19 protein-coding genes and 1 pseudogene are annotated in these 18,481 nt (G+C 23.1%); 5 read left to right on the top strand and 15 right to left on the bottom strand.

Translation table 4 applies throughout. From position 1 onward, the window contains the following. Positions 1–145: 145 nt before the first annotated feature. The 11 genes and pseudogenes from AACK95_RS05455 to AACK95_RS05505 all read right to left on the bottom strand — a co-directional run bounded on the left by AACK95_RS05455 (position 146) and on the right by AACK95_RS05505 (position 6,657). Positions 146–439, bottom strand: coding sequence for a hypothetical protein (locus AACK95_RS05455; RefSeq protein ID WP_338956800.1), 294 nt, complete (start codon positions 437–439; stop codon positions 146–148). Continuing rightward, positions 429–905, bottom strand: coding sequence for a hypothetical protein (locus tag AACK95_RS05460; protein WP_338979827.1), 477 nt, complete (start codon positions 903–905; stop codon positions 429–431). Before AACK95_RS05460 ends, AACK95_RS05455 begins: the two co-directional genes overlap by 11 nt. A gap of 8 nt (positions 906–913) precedes the next feature. Next, on the bottom strand, positions 914–1,117 hold the full coding sequence (locus AACK95_RS05465; protein ID WP_338956796.1) for a hypothetical protein: 204 nt from the start codon (positions 1,115–1,117) through the stop codon (positions 914–916). A gap of 134 nt (positions 1,118–1,251) precedes the next feature. Further along, complete coding sequence (locus AACK95_RS05470) at positions 1,252–1,770, bottom strand: hypothetical protein (RefSeq protein WP_338979829.1); 519 nt, start codon at positions 1,768–1,770, stop codon at positions 1,252–1,254. Positions 1,771–3,026: 1,256 nt separating this feature from the next. Beyond that, positions 3,027–3,923, bottom strand: a complete 897-nt coding sequence (gene era, locus AACK95_RS05475; protein WP_338979831.1) for a GTPase Era — start codon at positions 3,921–3,923, stop codon at positions 3,027–3,029. A 3-nt stretch (positions 3,924–3,926) separates the two neighbouring features. After that, positions 3,927–4,361 carry a cytidine deaminase gene (gene cdd, locus AACK95_RS05480; protein ID WP_338957389.1) on the bottom strand — a complete coding sequence of 145 codons (435 nt, stop codon included), beginning with the start codon at positions 4,359–4,361 and terminating at the stop codon, positions 3,927–3,929. An 11-nt stretch (positions 4,362–4,372) separates the two neighbouring features. After that, a complete protein-coding gene (gene ybeY, locus AACK95_RS05485; RefSeq protein WP_174480613.1) occupies positions 4,373–4,843 on the bottom strand; it encodes an rRNA maturation RNase YbeY in 471 nt (156 codons plus the stop codon). A gap of 46 nt (positions 4,844–4,889) precedes the next feature. Next, positions 4,890–5,294 carry a hypothetical protein gene (locus AACK95_RS05490; protein ID WP_338979833.1) on the bottom strand — a complete coding sequence of 135 codons (405 nt, stop codon included), beginning with the start codon at positions 5,292–5,294 and terminating at the stop codon, positions 4,890–4,892. Then, positions 5,294–5,593, bottom strand: coding sequence for a hypothetical protein (locus AACK95_RS05495; protein ID WP_338979834.1), 300 nt, complete (start codon positions 5,591–5,593; stop codon positions 5,294–5,296). Before AACK95_RS05495 ends, AACK95_RS05490 begins: the two co-directional genes overlap by 1 nt. 32 nt (positions 5,594–5,625) lie before the next feature. After that, positions 5,626–6,354 (bottom strand): annotated as a pseudogene (locus AACK95_RS05500) (cysteine peptidase family C39 domain-containing protein); the annotation flags it as partial. Positions 6,355–6,441: 87 nt separating this feature from the next. Beyond that, positions 6,442–6,657, bottom strand: a complete 216-nt coding sequence (locus AACK95_RS05505; RefSeq protein ID WP_174480618.1) for a hypothetical protein — start codon at positions 6,655–6,657, stop codon at positions 6,442–6,444. 199 nt (positions 6,658–6,856) lie between these two features. Between AACK95_RS05505 and AACK95_RS05510 the strand changes: the two genes are divergently transcribed. Continuing rightward, on the top strand, positions 6,857–7,411 hold the full coding sequence (locus tag AACK95_RS05510; protein ID WP_338979836.1) for an IS30 family transposase: 555 nt from the start codon (positions 6,857–6,859) through the stop codon (positions 7,409–7,411). 162 nt (positions 7,412–7,573) lie between these two features. Here the strand turns inward: AACK95_RS05510 and AACK95_RS05515 are convergent, their stop codons facing one another. Then, positions 7,574–8,524: an IS30 family transposase gene (locus AACK95_RS05515; RefSeq protein WP_338979838.1), complete on the bottom strand. Its 951-nt coding sequence runs from the start codon at positions 8,522–8,524 to the stop codon at positions 7,574–7,576. Between the two features lie 40 nt (positions 8,525–8,564). On the opposite strand from AACK95_RS05515, the gene AACK95_RS05520 reads away from it, so the two are divergent. Continuing rightward, on the top strand, positions 8,565–10,691 hold the full coding sequence (locus AACK95_RS05520) for a hypothetical protein (RefSeq protein ID WP_338979840.1): 2,127 nt from the start codon (positions 8,565–8,567) through the stop codon (positions 10,689–10,691). Here the strand turns inward: AACK95_RS05520 and AACK95_RS05525 are convergent. After that, positions 10,678–11,916, bottom strand: a complete 1,239-nt coding sequence (locus AACK95_RS05525) for an IS256 family transposase (RefSeq protein WP_422397170.1) — start codon at positions 11,914–11,916, stop codon at positions 10,678–10,680. The genes AACK95_RS05520 and AACK95_RS05525 overlap by 14 nt on opposite strands. Before the next feature lie 139 nt (positions 11,917–12,055). Here AACK95_RS05525 and AACK95_RS05530 point away from each other — a divergent pair, with 139 nt between their 5' ends. The 3 genes from AACK95_RS05530 (at position 12,056) to AACK95_RS05540 (ending at position 15,172) form a co-directional block, all read left to right on the top strand. After that, a complete protein-coding gene (locus AACK95_RS05530; protein WP_338979843.1) occupies positions 12,056–12,610 on the top strand; it encodes an FtsX-like permease family protein in 555 nt (184 codons plus the stop codon). 175 nt (positions 12,611–12,785) lie between these two features. After that, positions 12,786–13,628: an ABC transporter ATP-binding protein gene (locus AACK95_RS05535; RefSeq protein WP_422397166.1), complete on the top strand. Its 843-nt coding sequence runs from the start codon at positions 12,786–12,788 to the stop codon at positions 13,626–13,628. Between the two features lie 593 nt (positions 13,629–14,221). Beyond that, positions 14,222–15,172 carry an IS30 family transposase gene (locus tag AACK95_RS05540; RefSeq protein ID WP_338979845.1) on the top strand — a complete coding sequence of 317 codons (951 nt, stop codon included), beginning with the start codon at positions 14,222–14,224 and terminating at the stop codon, positions 15,170–15,172. 133 nt (positions 15,173–15,305) lie between these two features. Here the strand turns inward: AACK95_RS05540 and uvrC are convergent, their stop codons facing one another. Next, complete coding sequence (gene uvrC / locus AACK95_RS05545; RefSeq protein ID WP_338979846.1) at positions 15,306–17,075, bottom strand: excinuclease ABC subunit UvrC; 1,770 nt, start codon at positions 17,073–17,075, stop codon at positions 15,306–15,308. Between the two features lie 104 nt (positions 17,076–17,179). Continuing rightward, on the bottom strand, positions 17,180–18,073 hold the full coding sequence (locus AACK95_RS05550; protein ID WP_338979848.1) for a hypothetical protein: 894 nt from the start codon (positions 18,071–18,073) through the stop codon (positions 17,180–17,182). Positions 18,074–18,481 lie beyond the last annotated feature (408 nt).

Raw genomic sequence — 18,481 nt, forward strand, 5'->3', positions numbered from 1 at the left:
TAATTTGATTAGCAATTTCACTTAATATTTTTAATACTTTATATTCATTTTTTAATTCTTTAATAATAAATATTAAAATTATTATTAGTGTTATAGATGTTATTAATATTGGTATTATCAATAAAATTTTTCATAATATCATTTTTTACTCTTTTCATTTTTTAAATCATTTAACATTGATTGAACAAAATGCACGATTTTTAGGAATGTTTAAAGTGTTAAAGATTTGACCAGTTACTAAAATTTCATCATTTTTGTTTAATAAAATACAGCGTCTATAAAGTTTTGGGTTATTAAAAATTAAAGTAACATAATTTAATCCATTTCATTGACCACGAACACTATAATATAATTCCTTATTACCTTTTTCGTAATATTTTGCTTCAATAGTGTTACTCAGTTTTACTTTTAATTTGACATAATTTTCTTTATCTTTCATTTTTAGAATTCCTTAAATAATTATCAAAAATCAATATTTTCTTATGATTTTTTAAATAATATTGAATATGCTTATAAGCATCTTGTTCATGTTTTGTTAATTTTATATTTCCTTTATAATCTGTTATTTTATTTTTATTTTTTGGGTGATTTTCGAAATAATCTCAGTTAAAAACATCTTGAACTAATACCATTAATGCACCAATAATTTTAGGTGTTGATAATGGATTAGTTAATAATTGTTTTGAACTTAAAAAGAAATTTTCTACAATAACTAATATTTTTTTATCAATAAATTTTTCTTTAATTAATTGCAATTTTTCTTTATACATATTTTTAGTTCATAAAACAGTTAATGTATTAAATGTTTCATTAAAAACAATATTATTAGTTTCACTTGAATATATAACCATTCCATTATTACCAATTCCAGCAGGGTCAATTCCAATAATTAAGTCATATTGCATTAATTAAGTTAACCTCTAATAACCGTTTTAATAATTTCTAAATCACAATTACATCAACAATATTTACATTCTTCAATAAATTCTTTATGACCACAAACTAAATTATCTTTTTTTAAATCATCAATCAGTTTAATTAGCCCTATTTTAAATTCAATATCATCACTGTCTGGTATGCAAATCGTTTCTCTTTTAGTTAAATATTCTTTATCCATATTTATACCTCCTAATTAACTTAATATTTAAAATACAGTCATAACAAATTGCTTTACTATTTTTATCTCTTAAAAAATATTTTCTTGTTTTTATATCATTAGTATTAAAGAATAAATAATCTAATTTATTTTGTTTACATGTTCAACAAAAATACTTTTTCATTATGATTTGAAATTTCCTTATAAGAAGTAACTATATAATTAATTGCTAAATCATCATGTTTATATGGATTATTTATTTTAAAACCTTTTCTCTTTTCTTCTCACGTAATGTTATATTTAAAACAAGGATTAGTAATTTTAGTTTTGTTATCAGTTATTTCACCCATAAATCAACTATTATGCTGTTCATAAAATGTTAATGGTTCAAGTTTTATATCATTAAGATAATATTCTTTTGGAGTAATTGGTTTATTAACAGTTATTTTTTGGTCTTTAATATATGGTTCTAATAATTTTATTAATTCATTACCACTTAATTCTCTTTTAATATTTTCTAAATTAAAAACTCAATATGTGTAACTGTTATCAACAATAAAAGAATTATTTTTAATCATTCATTTTGGAAGTGATAATTTATATTCAACATAATCAATAAGAATAGATTGTGGTTTATCTTTAACAATTTGTTCTTTTTTAAATTCTATTTGCATAATAATCCTTTCCTAATATGTTCTGTTGCTTCTAGCATAAAGAACATATATTTTGATGTTTAGATTATTAATACTACTACTATTCGTTTTATTCATTCCATGAAAACTGGGCTCAAAAATAAATTGTGAAATTTTAAAAAACATTGAGGCATTCGATTCAATATTTATTTAATTTGTGTTAAACAAATTAATATTTTAATTGAACCGGCCCCGCTCAATTTTTTTTACAAGTTTGAAATTTATTTTCTCGCCCAAAAAAATTTTTCAAAAAAAATAAAAAATAAAACCAACACTTGCTCACTGGGGAGTGGCAAGGTTGGTTAAATAAAGAATAGAATTAATACAATGGGTCCCTACAACAGGTCTATATATACTAGTTTCCAATTCGCTCCCACCCCAAGAATTACCATTAATGGTTAGTATATTTTATTAGGTATCACTCCACTTTTTATTTATCCATGCAAGTCCACATGCTAGCTACTATTTTTAACAACTGTGTTGTAGTTCACTTTTTTAGTTCCCTAACACGTGTTGATAATAGTGCTAAAGACGGTTATTAAAAATTTTAAAATTTTACAATTACAAAAAAAGACAAGATTATTTCTTGTCTTTTTCCTTGTTGATAATTTTAATTTAACTTACAAAATGTATATTTTATTTTTTTTTAAATACGTCGAATATAAAATATAAATTTAATGTTTTAAGAAAAGAGAGTAATTTTCTCTAATTTTCATTATTTTTCAAATAATTCATTTTTGGAAATAAGTTACTAATATGATAATAAATTATTTCGTAACTTTGACAACCGCCCAATTAGTAAAGTTAAACTGAATTCCTTGAAATATTAAACTATGAAATAAGAAAAAAACATAAACTTTCTTAAAGTTACTATTTATCATTAACTGTTCATATAAATTAAATAAAAAAGAAAAGATATTTTTATTATTAATACTAATTTTTTCTAAATAATTAATAATTATCTTGTTAAAACTTTTAATCAATTGATAACTTTTTTCATTTATAAAACTATTAAAACTTTTTATTTTTTTATATGTTATACATAAGTTTGAACAATCATAATTTTGATTAAAAATAAAAATTCAACAATCTAAAAGACTATATTTATTTAAATTGATTTTTATTTTTGGTAAAGAAACTATTTTAACACCATAATTTGATGTTAAAATGGTAAGATTATTTATTGATTTAATGTAGTTAATGTTTAAAATAAAACCAGTATCAATATTAAACATATTTTAACTATAACCTAACTCTTTTAATTTTCTAGGATTATTTCTTCAATCAGGTATTACTTTTACAAAAGTTTTTAATATAATATGAGAATCAAAAATACTTTCTAAATCTGTTCTAACTCTTATTCCAATTTCTTTAATCATACTACCTCCTTTACCAATAATAATTCCTTTTTGTGAGTCGCGTTCAACAACAATAACAGCATTAATATCAGTAATATTAGTATTTGGATTATAATTAATACTTTCAATTAATACTGCTACACTATAAGGAATTTCTTCTTCTGTTAAATTTAAAATTTTTTCACGAATAATTTCCTTAATTAAAGTATTATCTGAAACATCATCGTTATTTTCAATTAAATAATTCTTTTCACCAATTGGTAAATACTCATATAGTTTTTTCAATAATATATCTAAGTTCATTTCTTTTATAGCAGAAATTGGAATTATTTCTTTAAATGGTAATAAATCTTTTCACTCATTAATTTTATCCATTAATTTTTCTTTTGTTACTAAATCAACCTTAGTTAATAAAAGTAGAATAGTTGTATTTACCCTTTCTGATAATAATTTAATAATATGTTTATCGCTATTTCCAATGTATTCATTACATGGCGCTAATAAACAAATAATGTTAGTTTCTTTAGTGGCACGGTTAGCATCGCGATTCATCATTCGTCCAAGTTGGTTATTATGTTTATGAATGCCGGGAGTATCAAAAAATATGATTTGCATATCATCACTATTATAAATACCTTGAATTTGATTTCTGGTTGTTTGTGGTTTATTAGACACAATTGCCTTTTTTTCTTGAAGAATGGTATTTAATAAAGTTGATTTTCCAACATTACTTCTACCAATAAAACTAACAAAACCTGATTTAAAATTATTAGTCATAAATTAATTCCCTTTCAATGAACTTGGTTTAAACGCTAAAGGTAATAAGTCTTTTACTAATATTTTACAAATTGTTTTAGTATCATTATTTTCATTTTTATTACTAATATAAACAGGGCATGTTTCTGGCATAATTTCAATCATAAATTGACGACACATACCGCAAGGAGAACCAACCGTTTCACTATCAGTAATTAAAAATAGACTAATAATATCTTCTTTTTTATAACCTTGAGCAATAACTTGTGACAAAGCTGCTCTTTCAGCACAAATACCTACTGAGTATGCAGCATTTTCAACATTTACTCCTAACACTTCTTTACTATTTTTCAAAATTACTATTGCAGCAACTCTAAATAAAGAATAAGGCGCATAAGCATTTTTTTGTATTACTTTTGCTTTTTTCAATAATACTAATAAATCTATATCTTGTTCCATTATACCACTCCTTATTTTCTAGTAATACCAAGAATATTTAAAATTTCATCTTGTAAATCAAACATAACCTTTTCTTCTACGCTATTTTGATGATCATATCCTAATGTATGAAGTAATCCATGAATAAAAAGAAATGATAATTCTCTAATTAAACTATGACCATATTCTTGTGCTTGCGCTACTGCCTTTGAATAACAAATATAAACATCGCCTAAATCTCTAATATCAATATTAATATTTGGAAAATCATCATCATTATTTCCAAATGATAAAACATCAGGAACATAATCTTTATGACGATACATTTTATTTAATTCAATACTAGTCTGTTCGTCATTAAAAATAACAGCAATACACCATGTAATTTTCTGTTTTAACTTAATAGCTACTGCATTTAAAATATTTTCTGATAAAATATTAAAATTTTTAATGTCATAGTTATGATCATTGTAAATATTTACAATATTAATTTTTGCTGGCATTTATCTACCTAACTTCTTTTTGATTAAATTATATCAATATTTACATTTATGTTGTAATATTATTTCAAATAAATGTTAACAAACTTTCTTTACCAATAATTATTAATACCATTTGATTTAAATATGTATTAGAATTAATGTTTTCTTCAATTAAAAGTTGATTATTATCATTTCATTTTGGAAAAAAAATTGTTAAATAACATTTATTAATAGAGAAAAAAATAGTAATTTGATTAAAACTATTAAACTTTAAATATTCTTCTCTTTTAAAATCTAATAAATAAGCAAAGTGTCCCTTATTTTCATATCTTGTCTCACTTATAAAAATAGTTTGACCATTAACAGCATAAACATGAGGAATATTAATAATTTTTAAACCTAATAAGAGTCTTAAAAAAAGAAAAATTGAACTACTTTCTAATAAATAAGTACTTTTTCTAAAAAAAATCATTATTCATTACCATCTATACTTTTATAATTATTTAAATCAATTACATTTTTAAATAATTTTACTAGTGTTAAATCATGACCTGCATAAATAATAATTATTTTTTTATAATGATTCAATAATAAAGTTATTAACTTTATTTTTAAATCATTATTGATGTTACTCAAAATTTCATCTAATAAAATTACTTTTCAATCATAAAAAAATAAACTTAAGAAAATAATTATTTGTTTTTGACCTTGACTAAGATTAGCCCCATATTCTTGACAATAATAAAATGTTGTTAAACCTAAACTGCCCAAGAGATCATTAAATCCTAATTTTTGAAAATTTATTAATTTTTCTTTTGTAATGCTGAATTATACTTGCACTTACAAGTATAATTCAGCAAATAAAAATAAAATTTTTGACATATTTTATTTAAAATATATTCAATTAAAATTTTCATTAAATTAATAAAAAAGAAACTTAATAATAAAATCATTGCTAACTGTAAACTATTATTTAAAATAATTTGATTAATAAAATACTTATAAAATACTTGTGCTATAAAAAAGGTAGTAACTAAAAATAAATTATTAATTATAATAATTAATGAATAATATAAATAATTTGGAATCAAAAATGGTGAAAAATTTTTAATTTTATTCATCTTTTTTTTATTACTAATAAAAAATTTATTTATTATATTAGTTGAAATAACAACATTCGTAAAAATTTTTGTAAAATCTTCAATATTTTTTCAACTAAGTTCAATATCTTCTGGATTTGCCACCAGTCATTTATTTTTTTTCTTTTTGTAAATAACTAAAAAATGAAATCCGACATTTGCATTATATATTTGAATAATTAATGGTTTAACAATTATTAGTGATTTTAATTTATCAAAATTAATATTATAAGTTTTTAATAATAAATTATAATTACTAGCCAATTGTTTTAATTCTAAAAGATTAATTCCCAATTTTGTTAAAAATATATCTTTTTTTATGTCATTAATTAATAACTTCTTCTTAAAATAAAACCTATATATCATAGCAAGACATGTCAAACCACAATCATTTTCTGTTTCTTGTTAAACAAAAGGATATTTCATATAAAAAATCACCGCCAATAATAATTAACAGTGATTACCATTTTTTCCTTTTTATTACTTACGATGTTTTTTCTTTTTAGCAGCAGCGCTTTGTTTTTCGCGTTTTTCATCACGCGCAGAAAGAAAATGTTTATGTCTTTTTTCTGCTCTTTTAGTTTCTTGGGCCTTTTTACTAAATCCTTTTAAAAGACGTTGAAACTCTTGTTCACTACTTGTTCGTTCTTCGTTTTCTTTGTTGTCTGATGATGGTGATTTTTTCACTGAATGCATTCATGTCAGCTCCTATTTTTTATTTTACTTTAACAATTATATTAGTAAATTAAAAAATTATCAATATTTTTATACAATATTAAACTTTTTATTTTGCTGAATTATACTTGTAAGTGCAAGTAAATAAAATTGCAAAAAATTCTCATATAAAAATTTCATAATGCTAAATTTAGTTTAGAAAAAAGTAAGGAGTTTTTATATGAGTTATAAACATCTTGGCATAGATGAAAGGATTTATATTGAGAATCAATTGAAATTTAAATTTAAAATTAGTGAAATAGCTAAAAATCTTAATCGAAGTATTAGTACTATTATTCGAGAAATTAATAGAAATAAAGATAATAATCATTATTTTTCATTAATTGCACAAAATAAAGCTAAAAATCGAAAACAATCACATATTAGTTTTCATAAGTTTAAAAATAAGAATTTAGTAAAATATGTACAACAAAAATTACTATTAGGTTGATCACCTGAACAAATTTATGGCAGAATTAAAAATTTTCATAAAGAGTGAGTTATTAGTTTTAAAACAATTTATACTTGAATTTATTTTGGAATGCTTGATAAAGTTACTAGTAAAAATTTAAGAAGAAAAGGTAAAAAACGAAAATCTAAAGAAAATCGTGGCAAGTTTAATGGTAAATCAATTAAAGAATGAGATATAAATGTTAATGATCGTATAACACTTGGTCATTGAGAAGGAGATACTATAGTATCATCACGAGGTAAAAGCAAATCAGAGGCTTTTTAGTAATCTGTGTTTCTTTGTTTTACAAAGTACTAGTTCAGATTAATTCTGTCTTCAAATTTTATCATAAAATGAGCAATTACTGTATTTCAATTTTGAATGGGCATTGTTCATTTTTTTGTTATATTTTCAATTGCTAAGGCTAAATTGTAAAGGTAAGTGCAACTAAATTATTTTTCTATCCAAATATTCGATTGGTGAAAGATAATTTAATATTTTTCTCGGTCTTTGATTTAAAGACAATATAAATTTATGAACTTCATTTTTATTAGTTTTTGAAAAAATAAATTTTTTAGGAAATTTTTCTCTAATTAAACCATTAGTATTTTCATTAGTACCTCTTTGTCAAGGTGAATATGGATTGGCAAAATAAATTTTTACATCTAAATTTTTTTCAAGTTGTTGTCAATTTGAAAATTCTTTGCCACGATCAAAAGTAATAGTTTTAACAATGTTTTTAGGAAGAATTGATAAATAATAACTGACATTTTTATTAATAACTTTAGTAGTTCTGTTTTTAACTAATATTGCTAAAGTAAATCGTGATACTCTTTCAACTAAAGTTATTAAACATGATTTGCTTTTGCCTCTTGATGATACTATAGTATCTCCTTCTCAATGACCAAGTGTTATACGATCATTAACATTTATATCTCGTTCTTTAATTGATTTACCATTAAACTTGCCACGATTTTCTTTAGATTTTTGTTTTTTACCTTTTCTTCTTAAATTTTTACTAGTAACTTTATCAAGCATTCTAAAATAAATTCAAGTATAAATTGTTTTAAAACTAATAACTCACTCTTTATGAAAATTTTTAATTCTGCCATAAATTTGTTCAGGTGATCAACCTAATAGTAATTTTTGTTGTACATATTTTACTAAATTCTTATTTTTAAACTTATGAAAACTAATATGTGATTGTTTTCGATTTTCAGCTTTATTTTGTGCAATTAATGAAAAATAATGATTATTATCTTTATTTCTATTAATTTCTCGAATAATAGTACTAATACTTCGATTAAGATTTTTAGCTATTTCACTAATTTTAAATTTAAATTTCAATTGATTCTCAATATAAATCCTTTCATCTATGCCAAGATGTTTATAACTCATATAAAAACTCCTTACTTTTTTCTAAACTAAATTTAGCATTATGAAATTTTTATATGAGAATTTTTTGCAATTTTATTTACTTGCACTTACAAGTATAATTCAGCTAATTAAAAACGAATCAGCTACTGTTAATTCTCGCTTTAGTCGAATTATTAAAACAAAAAGTATTAATCGTGGATTTTTAACAAGATTCCGTTTATCACTATTTACATCATCAATTGGAAAAATGGCAGCAGCAGCATTAACTATGTTTTTAGGAACAACTTTAATGACAACATCTATTATTGGTCCAAAAATTATGGCTGATAATAAATTACTTTCTTTTACTGGTATGAATTATCACTCCTTAGTTGAATATGACATTCCGACTTATAATTCTCCATATAGTTTTTATAAAACTTATAATCCAAATAATAAAGATGATTGAACTTATACTTCTACTGTTGATAGTACTACTGGTGATACATATTGACATCCACCACGTTTTGATAATTCTGGACCATTAAATGATACTTTTGTTAAAGAATTATTAGAAAATAATATTAATGCTGAAGCATATGCTCCAATGTCAGATGAAACTAATCCCGGTGCTGCTATTAGTGATTTAGGATATACTGGTTTAACGTATTTAAATGGTAAAATGCTTACTAAAAACTTTTTAAATGGATTAGATTCTAGTGATATTAAAGATGCTTCTGTGATTGTTGGAATTATGGTACAAATGGCTTGACCAAATGCATTACCAATGTATGACACAGTTTTAAAAAATACTAATATTAACAGTTTTTATAGTGAGAATACTTATAATATTATTAGAAAATTTTATCAAAACTATCGAACAACAGTGGCAATGAATATTAGTGGTACGATTTCGAAGACTGGTAAGATTAGTACTAATCCTAATGATTTAGATATTACAAAATTCAAAGATTGAGCAAATACTAATATTCCTGCTTACAAAAATGCCTCAAGTAAGGGTCCTACTTTTATTAATCATATTGATAATTTAAGTTTTGATACTAGCGATAAATTATATCCGTGATATTTAACTAATGAAACACAATTATTGAATAATAATGCATCTGAAATTAGTGACAAAGAGCGTGATAGTTGAATTAATAAAGTTGGAATTTGATTTGGTGCTTTATTTTATAATAGAATGGGACAAACTGTAGTGCAAGGTGCTTATACTAAAAGCCCATATTTTATTCGTCAAAATATTGCCAAAGCTTATAGTGATCCCAATGCTCCTTTTAATGTTGCTTTTAATGTTGTGCCTTTTGATAAAGAAACTGATGAATTAGGAACTTACTTTATTGGTACTCCTGAAAAATTATTTAAACAGAACAAATATTTAATGAAAGTTTATGATTTACAAAATCAACAACAGTTAGGCAAACCTTCAATGATGCAATTATATGATGCTGGAGGTTCTTCATTAAATCCACTTTTAGAACAAGAAAATAGTGATGATAGTATTAGTCTTGTTATTAATCAAACAATTGCTAAACAATTAAATTTAAAAATAAATGATGAATTTAAAATGAGTAGTAATGGTAATACTATGAAATTTAAAGATAATAATAAATTGAAACCTTTTGATTTGGAAAAAATTAATATTGATAACATTGTTAGTGATAGTAAAAATGTTAATAATGTAACATTATTAAAACAACAAACTGGTTATACACAAGTTGATGAGTTAAAGGATGGAGCTTATGATAATATGGGTATTAATGCTACAAATATGTTAAAAGAAGTTACTGCTGGTAAGGTTGTTAATTCTTATAATGATAAGATAAGTTCTAAAACACCAACGTATAAAGTAGTTGGTATATATAATGGTTATGGTCAACCTAATGCTTATATTAGTAAAACTAATGCTGATAAAGTTTTATCATTTAATAAAACAAAAGAATATTTATTTTTATTATTTAAAAAAGAATGAGAAGACAAAAAAACAACTTGTGATGTTGATTTTGGTAAATTAAAATCATTTAATGAATATCAAAATTTTCTTAATCAATTAAATGATCCCATTATTTATAAACTTAATCAAATATTTGAAAATGAAAATCCAATCTTTAATTTTAAATTTTCAAATTCGCAATCGAGGCTTTTTAGTAATCTGTGTATCTTTGTTTTGCAAAGTACTAGTTCAGATTAATTCTGTCTTCAAATTTTATCATAAAATGAGCAATTGCTGTATTTCAATTTTGAATGGGTATTGTTCATTTTTTTGTTATATTTTCAATTGCTAAGTAAAATATTTTGAAAACTGCCATATCATTTGGAAAAACTTTTTTATTTCTGATGACTTTTCGTAGTTGACTATTAACAGATTCAATAGAATTTGTAGTATAAATCACTCTTTTGATTTCTGGAGGATAACTAATAAAAATCATTAAATTATCTCAATTTTTATATCAAGATTTAGCAATTTGAGGATAGTGTTTATTTCATTTACTTTCAAATGATTCTAAAGCTTGCATTGCTTGTTCTTCACTACATGTATTATAAATTGGCTTTAAATCTGTAACTAGTGATTTTCGATGTTTGTATGAAACATATTTTAAACTATTTCTGATTTGATGAACTATACATAATTGATGTTCAGTTTTAGGATAAACTGATTGTATTGCTTCTGACATGCCTGTTAAGTTGTCACTACAAGCAATAAGAATATCATTTAAGCCACGATTTTTCATTTCTGTGAAATTTGCTAATCAAAATTTAGCGCCTTCATTTTCACTAATTCATAAACCTAAAACATCTTTTTTACCTTCTAAATCAATACCTAAAGCTATATAAACTGATTTGTTAATAATGCGTTTATCTTGTCGTACTTTAACTACTATACAATCAAAATAAACAATGGGATAAATGCCTTCTAATGGTCTATTTTGTCATGCTTTGACATCATCAATCACATCATCAGTAATTTGACTAATAACACTTTCACTAATATCAGCACCATGATATAACTCTTGTAACTGCATTCTAATATCTGATAATGTCATACCTTTTGCATATAAGGAAAGAACTTGTTGATCAAAACCATCAAATCTTCTCTGTCTTTTTGGCACTATTACAGGAGTAAAATTACTATTACGATCTCGTGGTACATCAATCTCAATTTTACCTTGTTGAGTTATTAATTTTTTTGAACTTATACCATTACGAGCATTGTCACTATTACTATGTTGATTTTTTTCATATCCTAAATAATTTTGCATCTCAGAATTCAACATTTTTTCAACTAAACGTTTTGTTAATTCTTTATATAAACCCCCTTCTTTAAAAACTGTTGTTAAATCTTCAGTATTTTCTAATAATAAATCTACTGCTTTTGATATTGGATCATTATTATTAAAGTTATCTTTTTTAGCTATCTGTAACTCACTCTTTCTAATCATTTAATTATATTTACTAGAATTAATTAAACATAGTTATTTTTGTAAGTTACACAGATTACTAAACATTACCTCGCAATCATTATCAGATATAACTAATTCATTTTCAACTTCGCAAATGTATGGAGATTACAGTGCTTTTGGTTTAAATGGTGGTACTGATGGTTCTGATGGTTCTGGTACTTATCAAGGTTATGGTGCAGGTAGTGCTGTTAATATTACGCCACAAGATATCCATCATCAGTTGTTAAATCAAATTACTGCTTTAGTTGATACAGTATTGGTTGCATTTATTATCTTTTCATTAATCATTTCGTTCTTTATTATTTTATTAACAAGTAATTTAGTAATTTATGAAAATCGTAAAACAATAGCAACAATGAAAACACTTGGTTATAGTGATGCAAAAATAACTAATATTGTTATTGGTATGTATTTACCAGTGATTGCTGTTATGTTTGTTATTGGTTTTCCTGTAGGATGAATAATTGTTAAGTTTATTCTTAACTATTTAGCTGCTAATACAACATGGGTTTTACCATTATTCTTTGTTTGATGATTACCGCTTGTGGTTGGTTTAATTGTCTTTGGCATTTATGCAACAACCTTTATTATTGATTGATATGCCATGAAGAAGATTAATCCAATTAAAACTTTAAATGAAATTGATTAAAAGCAGAAAGAAATAAAAACATGAAAAATGATAAAAAAACACTAAAAATTCAAGTGAACAAGTAACTAAAAATAAGTTAGAATCTAGTTTTACAAAGAAGTCAGTATCTAAAACCGAAGGTACAATACCACCAGTAACTCATAAATCTCATGATAAACCAGAATCAAAGGAAGAAATAGAAGCTAATAAAGCTAAATTACAAGCTTTTAAAGATAATCAAAAAGCAATTAAAAAATTAACAAAAACTCATTCAAAAGAAATTTTAGCAGGTAAAATTATATCAATGACTAATAATACTCCTGATACTCAAACTAATGTTATTGAATTATTTGATGTTAAAAAATCTTACTTAACTGGAGACTTAGAATATGAAGTATTAAAAGGAGTTAATTTAAAAATTAAATTAGGTGATTTTGTTGTTATCTTAGGACCATCGGGAAGTGGTAAGACAACATTATTAAATATTATTTCGGGATTGGATAAACCTAATACTGGTGATGTTTTTGTGGCCGGATACAATTTATCTTTATTAAAAGATAGTCATTTAACTAAATTTAGACGAGATAATGTTGGTTTTATTTTTCAACAATACAATTTATTAACTAACTTAACTGCTCGTGAAAATGCTGAAGTTGGTGAAAATCTTGCTAAAAATAAAAATATGAGTATTGATGATATTTTTCAAGTTATTGAAATGGATGAACATATGAATAAGTTTCCAAGTCAATTATCAGGTGGACAACAACAAAGAGTATCGATTGGTAGAGCACTAGCAAAAAATCCGACAATTTTATTTTGTGATGAGCCAACAGGAGCACTTGATGAGGAAATGGGGCGTAAGGTGTTAGAAATTTTATTGGATGTTAATCGAGAATATAAAACATCAATTATTATGGTTACTCATAATCCTAACTTCCAATATGTTGCAAATACTGTTATTAACGTTAAAAATGGTAAAATTATTAGTGTAAAGAATAATGAAAAACCAATGAAACCAAATGAAATAAATTGATCATAAGAAAAGGGTATAGATGGGGGTTGATTTAATAAATATAAGAAAAATGCATAAAAATATGCATTTTTCTTATATTTATATAGAGTAAATACTTGTATAAAGAAAAAAAATATTAAATTATAAGAATCTAATAGAAAATACTATATTTTATTTAGTTTAATTATTTTTTAGAAAGAAAAAGGTGCAAGGTAATGAGTATTGGTTTAATTACATTTATTATATGAATATGTTTAGTAATTTGAATAGTGTTTTTAATTTGAGGTATAAGTTTATGTAATAGTAATAATGCATTAGGCATCATATTATTATTTTTAACATTAAATTTAATTGGTTTAATAATAGGAATTTCTTTATTATATAATAAAAATAAGCAAAATATAGATAACAAAAAAAATATTAATAGTAATATTAAAATAGAAGAATTAAGTTAAACATTCCTTTTTAGAAATTTTAATATTAAATTAAAAAATCATACCTTAATTTAATACAATTGCTGAATTATACTTGTAAGTGCAAGTAAATAAAATTGCAAAAAATTTTCATATAAAAATTTCATAATGCTAAATTTAGTTTAGAAAAAAGTAAGGAGTTTTTATATGAGTTATAAACATCTTGGCATAGATGAAAGGATTTATATTGAGAATCAATTGAAATTTAAATTTAAAATTAGTGAAATAGCTAAAAATCTTAATCGAAGTATTAGTACTATTATTCGAGAAATTAATAGAAATAAAGATAATAATCATTATTTTTCATTAATTGCACAAAATAAAGCTGAAAATCGAAAACAATCACATATTAGTTTTCATAAGTTTAAAAATAAGAATTTAGTAAAATATGTACAACAAAAATTACTATTAGGTTGATCACCTGAACAAATTTATGGCAGAATTAAAAATTTTCATAAAGAGTGAGTTATTAGTTTTAAAACAATTTATACTTGAATTTATTTTGGAATGCTTGATAAAGTTACTAGTAAAAATTTAAGAAGAAAAGGTAAAAAACGAAAATCTAAAGAAAATCGTGGCAAGTTTAATGGTAAATCAATTAAAGAACGAGATATAAATGTTAATGATCGTATAACACTTGGTCATTGAGAAGGAGATACTATAGTATCATCAAGAGGCAAAAGCAAATCATGTTTAATAACTTTAGTTGAAAGAGTATCACGATTTACTTTAGCAATATTAGTTAAAAACAGAACTACTAAAGTTATTAATAAAAATGTCAGTTATTATTTATCAATTCTTCCTAAAAACATTGTTAAAACTATTACTTTTGATCGTGGCAAAGAATTTTCAAATTGACAACAACTTGAAAAAAATTTAAATGTAAAAATTTATTTTGCCAATCCATATTCACCTTGACAAAGAGGTACTAATGAAAATACTAATGGTTTAATTAGAGAAAAATTTCCTAAAAAATTTATTTTTTCAAAAACTAATAAAAATGAAGTTCATAAATTTATATTGTCTTTAAATCAAAGACCGAGAAAAATATTAAATTATCTTTCACCAATCGAATATTTGGATAGAAAAATAATTTAGTTGCACTTACCTTTACAATTTAGCAACATAGTTATTTTTGTAAGTTACACAGATTACTAAACATTACCTATTTTTACATTAGTAACTTAGATAAATATCTTATTTAAGTTATTATTTATTTCTTAATAATATATTATTCAAAACTATGTAATTCTTTTCATAGTTTTTCTAAAATTACTTTTGATTTAACTAATGATGAAAGTTTTGTTTTTGTAGCATTTTGCAATAATTGTCAAGTTGGAAATTGCTGTAATATTTTATTTTGTAATTGTAAACCAATTCCTGGTACTGATGATAAAACACTACTTATCATTGATTGACTTCGTTTTGTTTTATGATATTTAATTGCATAATTATGAACTTGATCTTGTAATTTACTCAAAAATAAAAAACAAGCATCAGTTTTAGGAATATTAATAATTTGCATTTTATCATTTATAATTTTATCAGTTTGATGTTTTTTATTTTTAACTAATCCAATAATAGGAATTGTTAAGTTTAATAATGTTAGTTGTTCTAATGTAGCACTAATTTGTGGTTTTCCACCATCAACAATAATTAAATCAGGTAGTGGCAATTTATTAATAACTAAGTGATGATATCTACGATAAATCATTTCACAAAAACGATGATAATCATCAATAATTTTTGGATCTAATAAAAATTTGCGATAATCATTAAAACTAGGATTACCATTCTTATAAATAATCATACCGCCAACACTAGCACTTTGTTGAAGATTAGAAACATCAAAAACCTCTAAATGATTTAAATTAGGAATTTTTAATCATTGTGATAATACTTTCATCATATTTAACGGTGCATTAAATTGATTAGTTTGTAAATAATTATTTCATGCGTAAATGGCATTGGTTTTTGCCAATGTTAAAATATGTTCTTTTGTTCCTTTAATTGGATTAATAAATTTTATTTGTGGAAATAATAATTTTAATTGTTTTAAATCAATATTTGATGGTAAATATATTTCATTTGGCAATGTATTTTTACTATATAGTTGTTGACAATAATTACGAATTAAATCTTGAATTTCTAAGTAATTATTTTGAACTATTTGTTCATCTTTAGCTTGCAATTTACCATTACGATAAAATAAAGTAATTAAAACAACCATTTCATCTTCAATTAAAAAATTAATAAAATCGCGATTTCCATAATCTTGAAACTCAACAACTTGTTGTGATAAAAATAAATCTATTTTTGATAACAAAATTTTAATACGATTAGCATTTTCAAATTGTAAGTTTTCAACACTAATATTCATATTATTAATTAATATTTTTTTAACAGCAGTAACATTCCCTTTGAAAAATTGATCAATTTTACTAATCATATCTTCATAATAAGTAATAGGTACCGATTTAAAACAAGCACCAGAACATTGCTGTAAATGATAATATAAACAAGGTTTACCAAGATTACCAGCACATTTTCGTAATGGAAAAATTCGTTCCAATAACTTTAAAATTTCACGCGCACCAGTACCATCGGGAAATGGTCCATAATAATGTCCCTCTTTTTTAGTAGCACTACGTACATAACGATATTGTGGATCACGATTATTAGTAATTTGAATATAAGGATATTTTTTATCATCTGCTAACAAAATATTATATTTAGGATGATGTTTTTTAATCAATGTTTGTTCTAAAATTAAAGCCTCTTTTTCATTAGATGTCGTAATGTATTCAACATCATGAATATCATTAACTAATAACATTATTTTAAAATTACTGGCTTTATTTAAATATGAAGTTACTCGTTTTTTTAATGAATTAGCTTTACCAACATAAATTAAATTATTATGTATATCTTTAAATAAATAACATCCAGCAATATTAGGTAAAAGTTTAATTTTCATTTGTAGTAAAGATTTTTCTGCCATTAGTTCACCTAAATTTATTAACAAATTAAAAGATACTTTGATTTTAACATTAATATAATGTTTTATCCTAAAGTAAATTCTTAATTTTATTCATTATTAATTACTTATGATTCGTTATTAATAATAGTTTCGTTATCATTAAGAATTTCACGATTTAAAATACTATCTTCTAAACTTTTTTTAACTACCAGAGTACCTTTGCTATTACTCATTACATCTTTTTGTTTTTCAGGGTCAATTTTACCAAAAGGAGTTAAATAACTATTTTCATTAAAATAAACAATAGGCGAAGAAGATTTATTGATAATGTCACTATTATCATTTTGTTTTATTTCATTTTGTTTTATTTCATTTTGTTTTATTTCATTTTGTTTTATTTCATTTTGTTTTATTTCATTTTGTTTTATTTCTGCTTTTTTTACTGGTGATATAGGCGGTTCCTTCTTTGATTCCTTATTAAAACTATTTTCTTTTCTAAAAGATTTTTTAACTTGTTTATCAATTAATAATTTTTCTTTTTTTAACTTAATATGTTTTTGTTTTAAATCAGTATTTATTTTATTTTTTTGCTTTTTATTTTTATTATTAATAATAATTTGTTTAATAATTTGTTTAATAATTTGTTTAATAATTTGTTTCATTTTGCTAAAGAAAATAAAAGGTTTATTAAAAATAAATAAACAAGTTAAAGAAAAAATACTAATAAAGTTTGCAATTAAATTAGTAACAAAAAAACCATAATTAAAAATACCTATTAAAACATTACTAATAATGCCACCAGTAGCATATGCTGGAAAAAAGGTTTCAACACTAAAATCTTTAAAAGAAATTGGTGAAGCAAAAAAACCTAGATAATTATTTATACCATTTGTATTTCATCATGTTTTAACGTATATTTCACTAATATTTAATAGGTTTAAATTATAATAACTAGTTCATAAATTATTCTTTCCTAAAATTATTAAAGTTAAAGTTTGCGTTGTCCAACAACTAATCACTAAAAATAAAAAATAAACAAAAATATACTTCAATTTAAATTGCATGCGATAACCAAAAGCTAAAGGAATAATCATTAAAAAAAGAAAGAAATAAACAGCATATTTCATTCACCCAAATAAAAAAGAAAAAAGAAAATCATCAAGTACTTTACCAATTATTGAAAATCTAGTTAAACTAACCATTAGGAAAAAGAAGATTACTAATAAGAAAAAAAGTAATCCAACTTCATCACCACGAGATTGAGATTTTGATATTTTAATGCTATTTTTAATCATAAGAACATCACCTCTTAACATTCTCCACAAAATAACTTATAAAAATAGTATAACATAATTGATATATGTAATATCTTTCTATAATCGATTTTTGATTTATTATTGCAAAAAACAATATTAATTTTTTAATAC

The sequence above is a fragment of the Spiroplasma endosymbiont of Lasioglossum malachurum genome, assembly GCF_964020065.1.
Classification (GTDB): domain Bacteria; phylum Bacillota_I; class Bacilli_A; order Mycoplasmatales; family VBWQ01; genus Spiroplasma_E.